Consider the following 17,563-nt stretch of genomic DNA (forward strand, 5'->3'; position numbering starts at 1 on the left):
GTCGGGTTCCGTGAAGATCCGTCGCCTTCGGTATCCCCAATCGACGTAAGGACCCAATGACCTCCTCTTCTTCCCCTTCCCAGGCCGCACAGCGCGCCTTCGCGCAGAACAACCCCGAAGGTCTTCGGGCCGATGCCCTGATGGAAGAGGACGTCGCCTGGAGCTTCGAGATCGACGGAGAGCGGGACGGCGACCAGTTCGACCGCTCCGACCGCGCGGCCCTGCGCCGTGTCGCGGGCCTCTCCACCGAGCTCGAGGACGTCACCGAGGTCGAGTACCGACAGCTCCGCCTGGAGCGCGTCGTACTCGTCGGTGTCTGGACCACGGGAACCTCGCGGGACGCGGAGAACTCGCTGGCCGAGCTGGCCGCCCTCGCGGAGACCGCCGGCGCGCTCGTGCTCGACGGCGTGATCCAGCGTCGCGACAAGCCCGACGCGGCCACCTACATCGGCTCCGGCAAGGCCAACGAGCTGCGGGACATCGTCCTCGACTCGGGCGCGGACACGGTCATCTGCGACGGTGAGCTGAGCCCGGGGCAGCTCATCCACCTCGAAGACGTCGTCAAGGTCAAGGTCATCGACCGTACGGCCCTGATCCTCGACATCTTCGCCCAGCACGCCAAGTCCCGAGAGGGCAAGGCCCAGGTCGCGCTCGCGCAGATGCAGTACATGCTGCCGAGGCTGCGAGGCTGGGGTCAGTCGCTGTCCCGCCAGATGGGCGGTGGCAAGGGCGGCGGCCTCGCCACCCGTGGTCCCGGTGAGACCAAGATCGAGACGGACCGGCGTCGGATCCGCGAGAAGATGGCGAAGATGCGCCGGGAGATCGCGGAGATGAAGACCGGCCGCGAGATCAAGCGCCAGGAGCGCCGCAGGAACAAGGTGCCCTCGGTCGCCATCGCCGGTTACACCAACGCCGGCAAGTCCTCCCTGCTCAACCGGCTCACGGGCGCGGGCGTCCTGGTCGAGAACGCCCTGTTCGCGACCCTCGACCCGACCGTGCGCCGGGCCGAGACCCCGAGCGGGCGGCTGTACACGCTGGCGGACACCGTCGGCTTCGTACGCCACCTGCCGCACCACCTGGTCGAGGCGTTCCGTTCCACGATGGAGGAGGTCGGCGACTCCGACCTGATCCTGCACGTGGTCGACGGTTCGCACCCCGACCCGGAGGAGCAGCTGGCCGCCGTGCGCGAGGTCATCCGTGACGTGGGCGCCACGAACGTGCCCGAGATCGTGGTGATCAACAAGGCGGACGCGGCCGACCCGCTGACGCTCCAGCGGCTGATGCGGATCGAGAAGCGCTCCATCGCGGTCTCGGCCCGCTCCGGCCAGGGCATCGAGCAACTGCTCGCCCTGATCGACGACGAACTGCCCCGCCCCTCGGTCGAGATCGTGGCGCTCGTGCCGTACACCCACGGCAAGCTCGTCGCCCGCGCCCACACCGAGGGCGAGGTGATCTCCGAGGAGCACACCCCGGAGGGCACGCTGCTCAAGGCCCGGGTGCACGAGGAACTGGCGGCCGACCTGACACCGTACGTTCCGACGGCCACGACGGCCTGACCGTCCGGTCGGGCCTGATCGTCCGGTCGGGCCGCGCGGCCCGGCTGCGTCGGCCCGTCCAGAGGTACCCGAAGGCCCGCCCCTCGGACGAGGGGCGGGCCTCCGGTATGCGCGGGGGCAGCGGTCGCTTGGTGCTCCCGCACACGCCCCGTCCGTCACCCGCCGTTACGCGGTCTTCTCCTTGGCCCTTCTTCCGGATGACCGACACGCTCACCGCCGACGAGGGCGGGTGTGGCCACCGCGGATGCCCTGCTCGCGGCCGCCTGCCCGGCCCCGCGACGGCGGACGGGCACCGCCGGGTTGGCTGCAGCCTGACAGCCGCCCCCGGCACCCACTCACCGATCGCCGTACGTGGTACTCATCTCGTCGTACAACGCCCTGGCCGCCTCGCCGAGCTGCGGTCCCGCGAGCCAGGTGTTGTCGGCCGGGCCGATCGACGTGTTCGACACGAGCCTGGGCTCGCCGCCGACCATGCGGAACCAGCCGCCGCCGGACGAGCCGCCCGTCATGGTGCAGCCGATGCGGTACATCGTCGGCAGCGACGGATCGAGGGACAACCGCCCTGGCCTGTCGATGCACCGGCACATGGTCAGACCGTTGTACGGCGGCGCGGCCGGATAGCCCCAGGCGCCCATCGTCGCGGCCTCGGACGCGGACGGCGCGGAGAAGTCCATGTCCAGGGCCGCCCCGACCGTCTCCTCCAAGGAGGTCTCGCCCGTCTCGGGCCTCACGTGCAGCACCGCGTAGTCGTACGGGGCACCGGCACCGCCCTCCTCGGACCCGCCCGCGATCCACTCGTCCGAGGTCGCGGCCCAGTCCGCCCACCACTGGCCGAACGGGGCGATCTCCGCGTCGGGCGCGCCCTCGGCCAGCTCCTCCTCGGACCTGCTGAGGTCGTTGTAGGACGGGACGAAGACGATGTTCCGGTACCAGCCGCCCTCGCCCCCGGCGTGCACACAATGACCGGCGGTCCACACGAGGTTCGACTCGCCCGGATGGTTCACGTCCGAGACGACCGTCCCCGAACAGACCATCGCGCCCTCGGGGGAGTCGAAGAAGATCTTCCCGACCGGACCGGCGTGCTCGTGGTACGGCGTCTTCTCCGCCCTGGCCTCGACCGGTGCCGGAACGGGGTCGCTGACGCCCCGTTCGGCGGAGGCGTCCTGGGCCGCGACGGTCTTCCCCGGATCTCCGGCCCCGCGCATCCGCTCCGCGTCCCACAGGCCCTCGATCACCGGATTGACGAACTCCTTCGCCTCATGGAGCCACTTGTCCCGGTCCCAGTCCTTCCAGCCGCCGTTCTTCCAGCCACCGACGTCCACACCGTGCTCCTCGAGCCTGTCGGCGAGGACGTCGGGGATGCCATCACCGTCTCGGTCGGCGGTGCGGGACGAGGCGGCGCCGGTGTCGTCCCCGGTGCCGCGGTCGTCCGACTCACAGGCGGTCGCGGTCAGCGCGAGAGTCGCGACGAGTCCGGTGACGGCGAGCAGGTGGTACCGCCGATGTGGGAAACGCATGGTTCTCGACCCCCGTCGGAACTATCCGTGTGTCACGCCCACTATGCGGGGGCGCCGGGGGACGGACGGAGGGCGCGCGACAGGAATTTCCGCGCGCCGCCCCGCATCCGCCCCTCTCCCGGGACGGCACCACCTGGTCAGCCGGGGGTGGAGGAGCCGAGCCTCACGTGGTCAGCCGGCCGTCACTGCGACGCGAACTTCTCGCTCACCGCCTGGTACACGCCCTCGGCCTCCTTGCCCAGCCGCGGTCCGGCCAGCCAACCCGCGCTCACCGGGCCGATGGAGGTGTTGGACACCAGCGCGGGCGCACCGTCCGAACCGGTCGCCACCCAGCCACCACCGGACGAGCCGCCGGTCATGGTGCAGCCGATGCGGTACATCGTCGGGTCGGACTCGACGAGCGAGAACCGCCCCGGCTTGTCCGTGCACTGGTACATCGTCTCGCCGTCGTACGGAGCCCCGGCGGGGTAGCCGGTCGCGGTGATGCTCTCCACCTGTGGCACGGCAGGCGCGTCGAAGTCCACCGGCAGCGCCGAACCGACCATCTCCTCCAGTGACTTGCCCCCGCTGCCCTCCTCCGGCGTCACATGGATCACCGCGAAGTCGTACGGCGCGCCGTCACCGCCCGTCTGACCGCCCTGCTCGATCCACTGGTCCGAGGTCTGGGCCCAGTCGCCCCACCAGACGCCGTACGGAGCGACCTCCTCCTTGGTGGCCGTCGTCAGCTCCGACGCCGCCATGGCACTGTCGTTGTACGAGGGCACGAAGGCGATGTTCCGGTACCAGCCGCCCGACTTGCCGGCGTGCACACAGTGACCGGCCGTCCAGACGAGGTTGGACTTGCCCGGGTTGGCCGGGTCCTGCACGACCGTCGCCGAGCAGACCATCGTGCCCTCGGGCGCGTCGAAGAACACCTTGCCCGCCTCAGGCACGTTCGCGTGGTACTGCGCCGACACCGCCTTCGCGTCGATGGACTCCGGCGTCGGGTCGGTCACGCCCTGGTCACCGGTGAGGTCGCCCTCGTCGACCTCCTTCTCCGGCTCCTCGGCGTCCCGCATCCGGTCCGGGTCCCACAGGTCCTTGATGATCGGGTTGACGTAGTCCTCCGCCTCGCGCAGCCAGTCGTCCTTGTCCCAGTTCTTCCAGGCCCCGCCCCGCCACTTGTCGAGGTCGATCCCGTGTTCCTTGAGCTTGTCCTTGAGGTCGTCCGGGATCTTGAGCTTGCCGTCGCCCCCGCTGCCGTCGCTCTGCGCGGACGCCGACGCCTCGGCGTTCGCCGCCGTGTCACTCGAGCCGCACGCGGTCGCGGTCAACGACAGAACCGTGGCAAGGCCGACCGCGGCCAGAACGGGGGAGGTTCTGCGGCGCGTGCTCCTCCCACGACGAGCGGCCAAGAGCGGTCGTATGGGTCGCATGGTGTGAACTCCCCCTGGGGCGTAAGAGAAATCTGTGGTGCCGAAGCGGACAGCGCACGACTCCTCCGTGCGCCGGCCGCCTCTTGGTACGTAGCCGACACGGCGTTCGCGCGGCTCCGCACCTCTGTTTCTTCGTACGTAGTGCGTACGTAGTCGTCGTCCGCGCGGCTTGGTGCCATCCACCGAGCCGCTTCCTTCGGAACGGCACCACACACTATGCGGTCGTTGTGGGGGACATCCGATGGAACGGCAACGGTTTGGCTACGAGCCGACCGACCAGGCAATCGTCCAGTCGGACCTCGCAGGGAAGGCACGGGACGACAGTTGATCAAGCCCTCGAACCGGTAACAGCCCCCCTGCCGCTGCTGTTGCTGCCGAGGCAAACGACCGGCAGGACCAAATGCCCTTTCCCCTGCGGTAGTTGATCGACCGAGCGGTCGCTGTAGTGCGGCGGTTGGTGGATGCCGTACCGTCCGGCAGCCACCTCGTGATCTCCCATCCCACCACCGAGGTCGACGGCGAAGCGATGACACAGGCGGTCGACTACTGGAACGGACAGGGTTCGGCGCCGATGACCCTCCGCAACCATGCCGACCTCGTCCGCCTCTTCGGTGACGTCGAGGTCCTGCCGCCGGGCATCGTCTCCTGCTCCCGCTGGCGCCCCGAGGCCGACGACGAGGACATCGATGTCACTCACTTCGGCGGCGTCGCGCTGAAGCGGTAACCCGCCCGCAGGAGCCCGGCCCGTGGGAGCCCGACCGTGTCGGCACGGTCGTGGTGGCCCGGCCCTGGTGGCACGGTCACAGTGCATCGGGCCGGACCGGCAGCGTTTCCGCCCCGGCACGGATTTTCGTCTCACCCGCTTCCCCGTACCGGTCGCGTCGTTGGTACGTGCGGGGGACCCGCCGGTGTTCGGTGCCCCCTGCCGACTCGCCTCTGATGAACCGTGGGAGGAAGTGCAGCAGTGGCGGTGACCGAGTCTGCGGTGGCGCCGGTGGGGCGTGAGCCCGAGCGAGCGCGTTCGGGACCCGAGAGCGAAAGGGCCCGCCCACGACGGGAGCGCGACGGGGCCCGTGCGGTGAGGCGGGGGCACGGGGGAGTGCCGCGGTCGCAGGCCGTCCGCGATTCGACGGCACGCACCTACGCGCGCTCCCTGCCCGTCGTACCCGTACGCGCACGGGGGCTGACCGTCGAGGACGCAGACGGACGCCGCTACCTCGACTGCCTGTCCGGCGCGGGCACCCTTGCCCTCGGCCACAACCACCCGGTCGTCCTCGAAGCGATCCGCAAGGCGCTCGACGCCGGCGCTCCTGTGCACGTCCTCGACCTGGCCACCCCGGCCAAGGACGCCTTCACCACCGAACTGCTCCGCACCTTGCCGCCAGAGCTCGCGGCCCGCGCCCGTGTCCGGTTCTGCGGCCCCTCCGGCACCGACGCCGTCGAGGCCGCCTGCACACTGGTCCGGGCCGCGACAGGACACACCGGCATGCTCGCCTTCACCGGCGCCCACGCCGGCCTGACCATGGGAGCCCTCGAAGCGCCCGCAGGCGCCCGCGACATCCGGGCGGCACGCCTGCCCTACCCGCAGGACTACCGCTGCCCGTTCGGTATCGGCGGCGAACGCGGCGCCGAACTCGCCGCCCGCTGGACCGAGTCCGTCCTCGATGACGCCGAGCCCGGAACACCGGTGCCCGCCGGCATGATCCTCGAACCCGTCCAGGGCGAGGGCGGTGTCCTCCCCGCCCCGGACGGCTGGCTGCGCCGCATGCGGTCGCTCACCGCCGCCCGCTCGATCCCGCTGATCGTCGACGAGGCCCGGACGGGCGTGGGCCGCACCGGACGCTTCTGGGCCGTCGAGCACAGCGGCGTCGTCCCCGATGTCATGGTCCTGTCCCAGGCCATCGGTGGCAGCCTGCCGCTGGGCGTCGTGGTCCACCGCGACGACCTCGACGTATGGCGGCCCGGCACCCAGGCGGGAGCCTTTCGCGGCAACCAGCTCGCCATGGCCGCGGGTGCCGCCACGCTCGCCCACGTCCGCCAGAACGGCCTCGCCGACCGCGCCGCCGCTCTGGGCGCCCGCATCCTCGCCCAGCTCCGCCCCCTCACCGAGCGCTTCGCCTGCGTCGGGGACGTACGAGGACGCGGGCTGATGATCGGCATCGAAATGGTCACCCCGGACGCGCCCCCCGCATCCGACGACATCGGCCCGCCTCCCCCCGCCCCCTCCCTCGCCACGGCCGTGCAGCGCGAGTGCCTCCGCCGAGGCCTGATCGTCGATCTCGGCGGCAGCCACGCCGGCGTCGTACGCCTCCTCCCACCCCTCACGATCACCGACGAGCAGACGAACGCCGTGCTCGACCGCCTGACGGACGCGATCGACTCGGTGGCGGCCACCGCAGCGGCGCGATTCCCGGTGCACCCGGCCCCCGCGCGAGCCGGACGCCCCGCCCGTGTGCCGGGCGGATGAACAGCCCTCCACCAGAGCAGCCGCCCACCACGCCATCCCCGAACCAGCCACCCACCCACGGCACCGCCCCACCACCGCCCGCCACGTCCTCCCGAACACCGCACTCCACCGCACCACCGCCCCGCACCCCTCCCGCACCAGCCCCACCCCTCGCTCGCCCGCACAGACCCGCGACTGCCCTCCCGCACGAGCAACCTCAGGAACCGCCGTGAACCCGCCGCCCGCCCCCGGGGCCCACACCCTCAGCCACGCCCCGGAAGCACCCGCCCCCCAGACCCCTGGCCAGTTCAGTGCTGCACCACCGACTGGCCGGCCCGAACCAGCGCCCGGCCAAGTCGAGCCCGGGCAGCGGTGGTCCGGAACGGTCGAGCAGCAACAGCCCGGGCCCCACCAGGACCAGCCGGAGACCTGCCTGCCGGGGGCGGGGTTCGTCCTGGTGGAGCCACCGCAACGCTCAGCGGGCCACCGCTCCGGCGGGCACGCGCAGGCCCCGTGCCCCGCCCAGCCGATCCCTCACCAATCCGTGACGCCTCCTCTTCCGACTGAGCCGAGCCATGAGTGCGGCCGGCCGGTTCCTTCCCGAGCCACCGACGGCTTCCGGGCCACCGAGCTCCCGCCCGCCCTCGACGCCGACCCGCTGCACCACCACGACCCGCACACCGCTGCCCAGGCTGCAGCGGTCGAGAACCTCTTGCGCTGCTGGGTACGCGAACACGACCTCACCCCTCCCCAGGACCCCAGCGGCATCCTCCACATCCCTCTCTCCGCCACCGGCACGACCCTCCTCGCCCCTGTGCACTACTGGTCCCCCACCGGCTGGCACCGCTTCGGCCTCCCCCACCTCGCAGGCACCCCCGACACCGCCCCTGTCGACGCGGTCACGCTGGCGGCCCTGCTGGCCCGCGAAGCAACCGCACCAGACAGATGTGACCAATCGGACCTGGTCGGCAGGGTCGCCGACTCCGCCCGGCGCGTCGCCGTGTTCCTCACCGAGCGCCGAGCTCAACCCGCCGACGACCCCGACCGTTTCCTGGCCTCTGAGCAGGCTCTCCTCCTCGGCCACCCCCTGCACCCCACCCCGAAGAGCAGGGAAGAGCTCTCCGAGGCCGAAGCACGTTTGTACTCACCCGAGTTGCGTGGCTCCTTCCCGCTGCACTGGATGGCGATCGCACCCTCCGTCCTGTCGACCGACTCGGCGTGGACCGAGCGCGGCCGTGTCGTCCCCGCCGGCCGACTGACCGAGCGGCTGGCCGGCCCAGCACTGCCCCTGCCCGACGGTTTCACCGCTCTGCCCCTGCACCCCTGGCAGCTCCGCGCGGTCCGCAACCGGCCGGCCGTCGCCGCTCTGCTCGACGCTGGTCTCTTGCGCGACCTGGGCCCGCACGGCCCTTCGTGGCACCCCACCTCCTCCGTCCGCACCGTTCACCGCCCCGGTGCCTCCGCGATGCTGAAACTCTCGCTGGGCCTGCGCATCACCAACTCCCGTCGCGAGAACCTCCGCAAGGAACTCCATCGCGGTGTCGAGGTGCACCGTCTGCTGCGCACCGGCCTGGCCGCGCGGTGGCAGGCGGCCCACCCCGGGTTCGACATCGTCCGCGACCCGGCCTGGCTGGCGGCCACCGCACCGGACGGCGAGCCCCTGGCAGGCCTGGACGTGGTCATCCGGCACAACCCGTTCGGCCCGGCGGACGACGCGTCCTGCGTCGCGGGCCTCGTGTCACCCAGGCCGTACTCCCGGGGCGAGCGTCGTCCCGACGAGCTTCTTCGCATGCGGTCGCGACTTGAGGAGGTCGTCACGCGTCTCTCCGGGCGCACCGGGCGTCCCCGGGGCGCCGTGGCCATCGAGTGGTTCCTGCGCTACCTGGAGCACGTCGTGCGCCCCGTGCTGTGGCTCGACAGCGAGGCCGGGATCGCCCTCGAAGCACACCAGCAGAACACTCTCGTCGTTCTGGACCCCGACGGCTGGCCCATCGGCGGTCGGTACCGCGACAACCAGGGCTACTACTTCCGCGAATCCCGCCGCGCCGATCTCCGATCCCGGCTGCCCGGCATCGGCGAGCGCAGCGACACGTTCGTCTCCGACGAGGTCACCGACGAACGGTTCGCCTACTACCTCGGCATCAACAACGTGCTCGGGCTCATCGGCGCCTTCGGCTCCCAGCGTCTCGCCGACGAGCGAGTCCTTCTCGCCGCCTTCCGCCGCTTCCTCACGGATGTGGCCACCGGTCCCGCCCGGCTGAACACCACCCTGCCCGCCAGGCTTCTCGACTCACCGGTCCTGCGCTGCAAGGCCAACCTCCTGACCCGTCTCCACGGCCTCGACGAACTCGTCGGCCCGGTCGAGACCCAGTCCGTCTACGTGACCATCACCAACCCCCTCCACTCATGACCGACCACGCCGCTCCGCGCCCGGACAGCTCTCCAGCCCACTCGCCCGCGTACTCCGACTCCCATCAGCCCCGAGGAACATGACCCACCCGTACTCCTGAGAGGAGCGTCGCCGTGCCTCCCACCGACGCGAGCACCCATGCGAGCACCGACACCGGCACCGCCTCGGCCCCTGGCAATGAGGACACACTCGAACTACGCCTGACCGACGACTTCCTCGCGCTCCTGCCCAAGGACACCGACCTGTGCGGTGGCAGTACCGAGGCGGGTCGGGGGGAACTCCGGGCCGGTGGGGAGTTGCTCGACCACCTCGCGGACTGGGGGCCGGTCGACACCCCGGCAGGCACCCTGCATCTCGTCCCCGTGCGCCTCGAACGGGACCTGCCGCTGATCTCCCGCTGGATGAACGACTCGGCCGTGGACTCCTACTGGAAGCTCGGCGGAGCCGAGGACGTGACCGCTGACCACCTGCGGACCCAGCTCGGCGGAGACGGTCGCAGCGTGCCCTGTCTCGGACTGCTGAACGGCACCCCGCTGAGCTACTGGGAGATCTACCGGGCGGATCTCGATCCTCTCGCCCGCCACTACCCCGTCCGCCCGCACGACACCGGGATCCATCTGCTCATCGGTCCCGTGGCCGACCGGGGGAGCGGTCTCGGCTCCACCCTGCTCCGCGCCGTGGCCGATCTCGTCCTCGACAGAAGACCTTCCTGTGCCCGCGTCGTCGCGGAACCCGACCTTCGCAACTTTCCCTCCGTCTCCGCTTTCCTCAGCGCCGGCTTCCGGTACTCCGCCGAGATCGACCTGCCCGACAAGCGGGCCGCCCTCATGTGCAGAGATCGGCTGCTGCGCGATCTGATGTAGATCCGATGTGGATCTGCTGTGACGCCGTCATATGTGGTACACCGCCCGAGCCGATCCGGTTCCCGGTCGAACCGACTCGAATTCCGGGCTCCGAGACCGTCCCGTCCCGCCGAAGAGAACACGCCTTGATCTCGCCTCCCAGGCCCCTCGCGTCCGCCGTGATCACCCGTTTGTCAGTGGTGACCCGTAGGGTGGTCGCGCTATGACGAAGCCCTCACTCCACGAACTCCTGCATGCCGCCGTCACCGCCGTCGGCGGCACGGAGCGCCCCGGCCAGGTGACCATGGCCGAAGCCGTCGCGGAGGCGATCGACGACGGCTCCCATCTGCTGGTCCAGGCAGGCACCGGCACCGGAAAGTCCCTCGGATACCTGGTGCCCGCCCTCGCTCAGGGAGAGCGTGTCGTCGTCGCCACGGCGACCCTCGCTCTCCAGCGGCAGCTCGTGGAACGGGACCTGCCCAGAACGGTCGACGCGCTGCACCCCCTCCTGCGCCGCCGCCCGGAGTTCGCCATGCTCAAGGGCCGCTCGAACTACCTGTGCCTGCACCGGCTGAACGAAGGGGTGCCGCAGGACGAGGAGGAGGGCCTCTTCGACCAGTTCGAGGCCGCCGCGCCCAGCAGCAAGCTGGGCCAGGACCTGCTGCGGTTGCGGGACTGGTCCCAGGAGACCGAGACCGGCGACCGGGACGATCTCACCCCAGGCGTGTCCGACCGCGCCTGGGCGCAGATCTCCGTGTCCTCCAGGGAATGCCTGGGCGCTTCGAAATGCGCGTACGGCGCCGAGTGCTTCGCCGAGATGGCCAGGGAGCGGGCCAAGCTCTCCGAGGTCGTCGTCACCAATCACGCGCTGCTCGCGATCGACGCCATCGAGGGCGCTCCGGTGCTCCCGCAGCACGAGGTGTTGATCGTGGACGAGGCGCACGAACTCGTCTCCCGGGTGACCGGCGTGGCGACCGGCGAACTCACCCCGGGCCAGGTCAACCGCGCCGTGAAGCGGGCGGCGAAGCTCGTGAACGAGAAGGTCGCGGACCAGCTCCAGACCGCCGCAGAGGGGTTCGAGCGGGTCATGGAGCTGGCTCTGCCGGGCCGGCTGGAGGAGATCCCCGAGGATCTGGCGTACGTCCTGATGGCGCTGCGCGATGCCGCTCGCGCGGTGATCTCGGCGATCGGCAGCACCCGCGACAAGTCCGTCCAGGACGAGGACGCCGTCCGCAAGCAGGCTCTGGCGGCCGTGGAGAGCGTGCACGACGTGGCGGAGCGGATCAGCAACGGCTCCGAGTGGGACGTCGTCTGGTACGAGCGCCATGACCGTTTCGGCGCGTCTCTGCGCGTCGCTCCGATGTCCGTCTCGGGTCTGCTCCGGGAGAAGCTCTTCGCAGACCGCTCCGTCACCCTGACCTCGGCCACGCTCAAGCTGGGCGGTGACTTCAACGGCATCGGGGCGTCGCTGGGACTGGCCCCCGAGGGTACCCAGGGCGACGACCTTCCGCAGTGGAAGGGCGTGGACGTCGGGTCGCCGTTCGACTATCCGAGGCAGGGCATTCTCTATGTCGCCAAGCACCTGTCACGTCCCGCGCGGGACGGCGACCGGGCGGACATGCTGGACGAGCTCACGGAGCTGATCCAGGCGGCCGGCGGCCGGACGCTCGGGCTGTTCTCGTCGATGCGGGCCGCCCAACTCGCGGCTGAGGAACTGCGCGTCCGTATCCCGGAGTACCCGATCCTGCTGCAGGGCGAGGAGACGCTCGGCGAGCTGATCAAGGGCTTCGCGGCCGACCCGAAGACCTGTCTCTTCGGCACCCTTTCGCTCTGGCAGGGCGTGGACGTGCCCGGTCCCAGCTGTCAGCTGGTCGTGATGGACAAGATCCCGTTCCCCCGGCCCGACGATCCGCTGATGTCCGCTCGTCAGAAGGCCGTGGAGGAGGCGGGCGGCAATGGCTTCATGGCCGTCGCCGCCACGCACGCGGCCCTGCTGATGGCGCAGGGTGCCGGCCGTCTCGTACGGGCGCAGGGAGACCGTGGCGTGGTCGCCGTGCTGGACCAGCGGCTCGCGACCGCGCGGTACGGCAGCTATCTGAAAGCCTCACTGCCCGACTTCTGGTACACGACGGACCGTAACCAGGTCCGCAGGTCGCTCGCTGCGATCGACAGCGCCGCGAAGGACAGGGAAGCGGCGAAGACGGAAGAAGAAGCGGAGACGGCGGAGGTCTGACGAACGGCCGGTGGCCTGTCCCAGGTTGCAGGGGGACAGGCCACCGGCCGTGACGCGCTCGGGCTCGCGCCTCGGGCCGCGGTGCTTCGGCGGGCCCTGGACAGCCCAGGGCCCCGGAACCGGCGCAGTGGATTCCGGGGCCCGGATCAGGGGCGGGGACGGACACGGGCGACCGTCCGCCGCTGGGTGTCAGACGCGGCGCAGGACGGCCACCACCTTGCCGAGGATGGTCGCGTCGTCACCCGGGATGGGCTCGTAGGCGGCGTTGTGCGGGAGCAGCCAGACATGGCCGTCCTCGCGCTTGAAGCGCTTGACGGTGGCCTCGCCGTCCAGCATGGCGGCCACGATGTCCCCGTTCTCCGCGACGGGCTGACGGCGGACCGTCACCCAGTCACCGTCACAGATCGCCGCCTCGATCATGGAGTCACCGACGACCTTCAGGACGAAGAGCTCGCCGTCACCCACCAGCTGGCGGGGGAGCGGGAACACGTCCTCGACGGACTCCTCGGCGAGGATCGGGCCGCCTGCGGCGATCCGGCCGACGAGCGGCACGTACGAAGCGGCCGGCTTGCCCGCCGTGTCGGTCGGCTGGGCCGATGCCTGGTCCGAGCCGCGGACCTCGTACGCACGCGGACGGTGCGGGTCGCGGCGCAGGAAGCCCTTGCGCTCCAGCGCCATGAGCTGGTGCGCCACGGAGGACGTGCTGGACAGGCCGACCGCCTGGCCGATCTCCCGCATGGACGGCGGGTATCCGCGCCGCTGCACCGAGTCCCTGATCACCTCGATGACTCGGCGCTGCCGGTCGGTGAGCCCGGAGCTGTCCGCCCTGATGCCTGGAGGTCGGCCGGGCAAGGCTCGCTTGGGCCCGTCATGGTTCGTGGCTTCGTTCATCGCATGCACCGGCTCGAGTCGGCTCTGGGAGCGGTCCTGGGCAGTGATGGTGGCACTGTCAGCGGTGGTGGTCACGTCGGCCCCTCTCGATGGTCTCCCGTGCAGCACAACGGTAGTTGCTTTCGAAAGGTTGCGCCAAACACACGTTCGAGTGAAAAACCGTGGATTACCTGACGTGACCATGTGTCCGGGTGTAGGGCGGGCGGCTCCGGCGGACAAAAGTGTTGATTGCTGTACTCTTCACCGCCGGGGCGCGGGGCCTTGTGGGCCGCTGTCGCCGTCTGGCCCAGTCTGCCATCCGGTCCTCCGTCGACCGCGTACCGACCCCTTTCTCGTGGCGCCCCCGCCGCGCCCGCGTCCGCTCCGCAACGGCGCGGATGCGCTCCGCGACGGACTCTCCGTCTGGCACATGCCGATACGTGCGCGACACGCGCGCCGTGGGTGGATTTACGTGCCAAGCCCTACATCTAGTGCTTGGATTGCCGCAACGGCCCAGAAGTTGTGGTCCCCCGGGTCCTCGGCCTCATGGTCATCCCCTATGCTGGGGGCTGCTTCCGCGGGGCCCGAGTGGCCCGTGGGGCCTATTGAGTCGTGCTGTGAGGAGGGTTGGAGTTATGCACTGTCCCTTCTGCAGGCACCCCGACAGCCGCGTCGTCGACAGTCGTACGACGGACGACGGCACGTCGATCCGCAGACGCCGCCAGTGTCCCGACTGCTCCCGTCGTTTCACGACGGTGGAGACGTGTTCGCTGATGGTGGTCAAGAGGTCCGGCGTGACCGAGCCCTTCAGTCGTACCAAGGTCATCAATGGCGTCCGCAAGGCATGCCAGGGCAGGCCTGTCACCGAGGACGCGCTCGCCCAGCTCGGCCAACGGGTCGAGGAGGCGGTGCGCGCGACCGGAAGCGCCGAGCTGACCACCCATGACGTGGGGCTGGCCATACTCGGCCCGTTGCAGGAACTCGACCTCGTCGCCTATCTGCGGTTCGCGAGCGTCTACCGGGCGTTCGACTCGCTGGAGGACTTCGAGGCCGCCATCGCGGAACTCAGGGAAGAGCAGGGGAAGCGCCCCGGCGCGGACGCGAGCGACGAGGACGTCGCGAGCGCGGTCGATGGGCGCGTGGAGGGCGACCGCGGGGCCGGAGGGGCTCAGGTTCCGGTGCCCGCCAACGCCGCCGACTGACGGCGGGCCGCACCGCCGGACCATTGGGTCCGGACGACCGGCGGCGATCCAGACCTGTCGCGAACGGCTGTGTCAGCCGGGTCGCGACACAAGACAGAACACCGTGTCACGGGAACATCGTGGCACTTCAGGGCGTTTTCGCCCGTACAGGGAGGCGGCATGACAGAGACGGCGAGCGGTCCGGCACGGAGTTCCCGCGCCAAGGGCACCAAGGCGAGCAAGGGCCTGCGTATCGAGCGCATCCACACCACCCCCGGCGTGCACCCGTACGACGAGGTGGTCTGGGAGCGGCGTGACGTCGTCATGACCAACTGGCGCGACGGCTCGGTCAACTTCGAGCAGCGCGGCGTCGAGTTCCCCGACTTCTGGTCGGTGAACGCGGTCAACATCGTCACCAGCAAGTACTTCCGGGGTGCCGTGGGCACCCCGCAGCGCGAGACCGGCCTCAAGCAGCTGATCGACCGCATCGTGAAGACGTACACGAAGGCCGGCGAGGACAACAAGTACTTCGCCTCGCCCGCCGACGCCGAGATCTTCGAGCACGAACTGGCGTACGCCCTCCTGCACCAGATCTTCAGCTTCAACAGCCCCGTGTGGTTCAACGTGGGCACCCCCCAGCCGCAGCAGGTGTCCGCCTGTTTCATCCTGGCCGTCGACGACTCCATGGAGTCGATCCTCGACTGGTACAAGGAAGAGGGCATGATCTTCAAGGGCGGCTCCGGCGCCGGCCTGAACCTCTCCCGCATCCGTTCCTCCAAGGAACTGCTCTCCTCCGGCGGCAACGCCTCCGGTCCGGTCTCCTTCATGCGCGGCGCCGACGCCTCCGCGGGAACGATCAAGTCGGGCGGCGCCACCCGCCGCGCGGCCAAGATGGTCGTCCTCGACGTGGACCACCCGGACGTCGAGGACTTCATCGCCACCAAGGTGAAGGAAGAGGAGAAGATCCGCGCTCTGCGCGACGCGGGCTTCGACATGGACCTGGGCGGCGACGACATCACGTCCGTCCAGTACCAGAACGCCAACAACTCGGTCCGCGTGAACGACGAGTTCATGACGGCCGTGGAGAACGGCACCGAGTTCGGCCTCCGCGCCCGTATGACCGGCGAGATCATCGAGAAGGTCGACGCCAAGGCGCTGTTCCGCAAGCTCGCCGAGGCCGCGTGGGCCTGTGCCGACCCGGGCATCCAGTACGACGGTGTGATCAACAACTGGCACACCTGCCCCGAGTCCGGCCGCATCACCGCGTCCAACCCGTGCAGCGAGTACATGCACCTGGACAACACGTCCTGCAACCTCGCCTCGCTGAACCTGATGAAGTTCCTCAAGGACGACGGCCTCGGCCACCAGTCCTTCGAGGTCGAGCGCTTCGCCAAGGTCGTCGAGCTCGTCATCACCGCGATGGACATCTCCATCTGCTTCGCCGACTTCCCCACCCAGAAGATCGGCGAGAACACCCGCGCCTTCCGTCAGCTCGGCATCGGCTACGCCAACCTCGGCGCCCTGCTGATGGCGACCGGTCACGCGTACGACTCCGAGGGCGGCCGTGCCCTCGCCGGTGCCATCACCTCGCTGATGACCGGCACGGCGTACAAGCGCTCCGCCGAACTGGCCGCGGTCGTCGGCCCGTACGACGGCTACGCCCGTAACGCGGACGCCCACAACCGCGTGATGAAGCAGCACTCCGACGCCAACGGCACGGCTGTCCGCATGGACGACCTGGACACCCCGGTGTGGGCCGCCGCGACCGAGGCATGGCAGGACGTGCTGCGCCTCGGCGAGAAGAACGGCTTCCGCAACTCGCAGGCGTCCGTGCTCGCGCCGACCGGCACCATCGGTCTGGCCATGTCCTGCGACACCACCGGTGTCGAGCCCGACCTGGCGCTGGTCAAGTTCAAGAAGCTGGTCGGCGGCGGCTCGATGCAGATCGTCAACGGCACGGTCCCGCAGGCCCTGCGCCGCCTGGGCTACCAGGAGGAGCAGATCGAGGCGATCGTCGCCCACATCGCCGACCACGGCAATGTGATCGACGCCCCTGGTCTCAAGCAGGAGCACTACGAGGTCTTCGACTGCGCCATGGGCGAGCGCGCCATCTCCCCGATGGGCCACGTCCGTATGATGGCCGCGATCCAGCCGTGGATCTCCGGCGCCATCTCCAAGACGGTCAACATGCCGGAGACGGCGACCGTCGAGGAGGTCGAGGAGATCTACTTCGAGGCCTGGAAGCTGGGCGTCAAGGCGCTCGCGATCTACCGCGACAACTGCAAGGTCGGCCAGCCGCTCTCCGCGAAGACCAAGGAGACGGAGAAGGCCGAGATCACCGAGAAGGCCGAGGAGACGATCCGGGCCACGGTCGAGAAGATCGTCGAGTACCGCCCGGTCCGCAAGCGTCTTCCGAAGGGCCGTCCCGGCATCACGACCTCCTTCACCGTCGGTGGCGCCGAGGGTTACATGATCGCCAACTCCTACCCGGACGACGGCCTGGGCGAGGTCTTCCTGAAGATGTCCAAGCAGGGCTCGACCCTCGCGGGCATGATGGACGCCTTCTCGATCGCCGTCTCGGTGGGTCTGCAGTACGGCGTGCCGCTGGAGACGTACGTCTCGAAGTTCACGAACATGCGCTTCGAGCCGGCCGGTATGACGGACGACCCGGACGTGCGGATGGCGGCGTCGATCGTCGACTACATCTTCCGCCGCCTGGCGCTCGACTTCCTGCCCTTCGAGACCCGCTCCGCGCTCGGTATCCACTCCGCCGAGGAGCGTCAGCGTCACCTGGAGACCGGTTCGTACGAGCCGATCGAGGAAGAGGTAGACGTCGAGGGGCTCGCCCAGTCCGCGCCGCGTCAGTCCCTGAAGGCGGTCTCCGCTCCGAAGGCCGACGAGGAGGGCGCCAAGCCCGCTCCGAAGCAGGCCCACACCAGCGCCGAGCTGGTGGAGATGCAGCTGGGCATCCAGGCCGACGCTCCGCTGTGCTTCTCCTGCGGGACGAAGATGCAGCGGGCCGGCTCCTGCTACATCTGCGAGGGCTGCGGCTCGACGAGCGGCTGCAGCTGAACGTGAGCGCCTGTCGGGCGT

At 70.1% G+C, this 17,563-nt stretch carries 10 protein-coding genes and 1 pseudogene; 8 read left to right on the forward strand and 3 right to left on the reverse strand.

All coding sequences use genetic code 11. The features are described 5' to 3' along the window. Positions 1–56: 56 nt before the first annotated feature. Positions 57–1,556: a GTPase HflX gene (hflX, locus tag RM704_RS14675; RefSeq protein ID WP_033525137.1), complete on the forward strand. Its 1,500-nt coding sequence runs from the start codon at positions 57–59 to the stop codon at positions 1,554–1,556. Between the two features lie 335 nt (positions 1,557–1,891). Here hflX and RM704_RS14680 read toward each other — a convergent pair whose 3' ends face one another. After that, on the reverse strand, positions 1,892–3,073 hold the full coding sequence (locus tag RM704_RS14680) for a trypsin-like serine peptidase (RefSeq protein ID WP_033525138.1): 1,182 nt from the start codon (positions 3,071–3,073) through the stop codon (positions 1,892–1,894). A 182-nt stretch (positions 3,074–3,255) separates the two neighbouring features. After that, positions 3,256–4,488, reverse strand: a complete 1,233-nt coding sequence (locus RM704_RS14685; RefSeq protein ID WP_192829556.1) for a trypsin-like serine peptidase — start codon at positions 4,486–4,488, stop codon at positions 3,256–3,258. A gap of 427 nt (positions 4,489–4,915) precedes the next feature. On the opposite strand from RM704_RS14685, the pseudogene RM704_RS14690 reads away from it, so the two are divergent. The 5 genes and pseudogenes from RM704_RS14690 to RM704_RS14710 all read left to right on the forward strand — a co-directional run. Beyond that, positions 4,916–5,212, forward strand: a pseudogene (locus RM704_RS14690) (SAM-dependent methyltransferase); the annotation flags it as partial. A 240-nt stretch (positions 5,213–5,452) separates the two neighbouring features. Next, complete coding sequence (locus RM704_RS14695) at positions 5,453–6,955, forward strand: diaminobutyrate--2-oxoglutarate transaminase family protein (protein WP_192829557.1); 1,503 nt, start codon at positions 5,453–5,455, stop codon at positions 6,953–6,955. Between the two features lie 523 nt (positions 6,956–7,478). Then, positions 7,479–9,344, forward strand: a complete 1,866-nt coding sequence (locus RM704_RS14700) for an IucA/IucC family protein (RefSeq protein WP_438828917.1) — start codon at positions 7,479–7,481, stop codon at positions 9,342–9,344. A gap of 113 nt (positions 9,345–9,457) precedes the next feature. After that, entirely contained in the window at positions 9,458–10,207 is a 750-nt protein-coding gene (locus RM704_RS14705) for a GNAT family N-acetyltransferase (RefSeq protein ID WP_033525140.1), read from the forward strand. Between the two features lie 202 nt (positions 10,208–10,409). Then, positions 10,410–12,419 (forward strand): ATP-dependent DNA helicase, encoded by a 2,010-nt coding sequence (locus tag RM704_RS14710; RefSeq protein ID WP_033525141.1) that lies wholly within the window; start codon positions 10,410–10,412, stop codon positions 12,417–12,419. A gap of 189 nt (positions 12,420–12,608) precedes the next feature. Here RM704_RS14710 and lexA read toward each other — a convergent pair whose 3' ends face one another. Further along, positions 12,609–13,385: a transcriptional repressor LexA gene (lexA, locus tag RM704_RS14715; protein ID WP_033525142.1), complete on the reverse strand. Its 777-nt coding sequence runs from the start codon at positions 13,383–13,385 to the stop codon at positions 12,609–12,611. Between the two features lie 539 nt (positions 13,386–13,924). On the opposite strand from lexA, the gene nrdR reads away from it, so the two are divergent. Together nrdR and RM704_RS14725 are read left to right on the forward strand one after the other, a co-directional pair. Continuing rightward, positions 13,925–14,491 (forward strand): transcriptional regulator NrdR, encoded by a 567-nt coding sequence (gene nrdR, locus RM704_RS14720; RefSeq protein ID WP_033525143.1) that lies wholly within the window; start codon positions 13,925–13,927, stop codon positions 14,489–14,491. Between the two features lie 159 nt (positions 14,492–14,650). Continuing rightward, a complete protein-coding gene (locus tag RM704_RS14725) occupies positions 14,651–17,542 on the forward strand; it encodes a vitamin B12-dependent ribonucleotide reductase (protein ID WP_033525144.1) in 2,892 nt (963 codons plus the stop codon). Positions 17,543–17,563: the final 21 nt, after the last annotated feature.

The sequence above is a fragment of the Streptomyces gottesmaniae genome (genome assembly GCF_031845845.1).
Classification (GTDB): Bacteria; Actinomycetota; Actinomycetes; order Streptomycetales; family Streptomycetaceae; genus Streptomyces; species Streptomyces akebiae.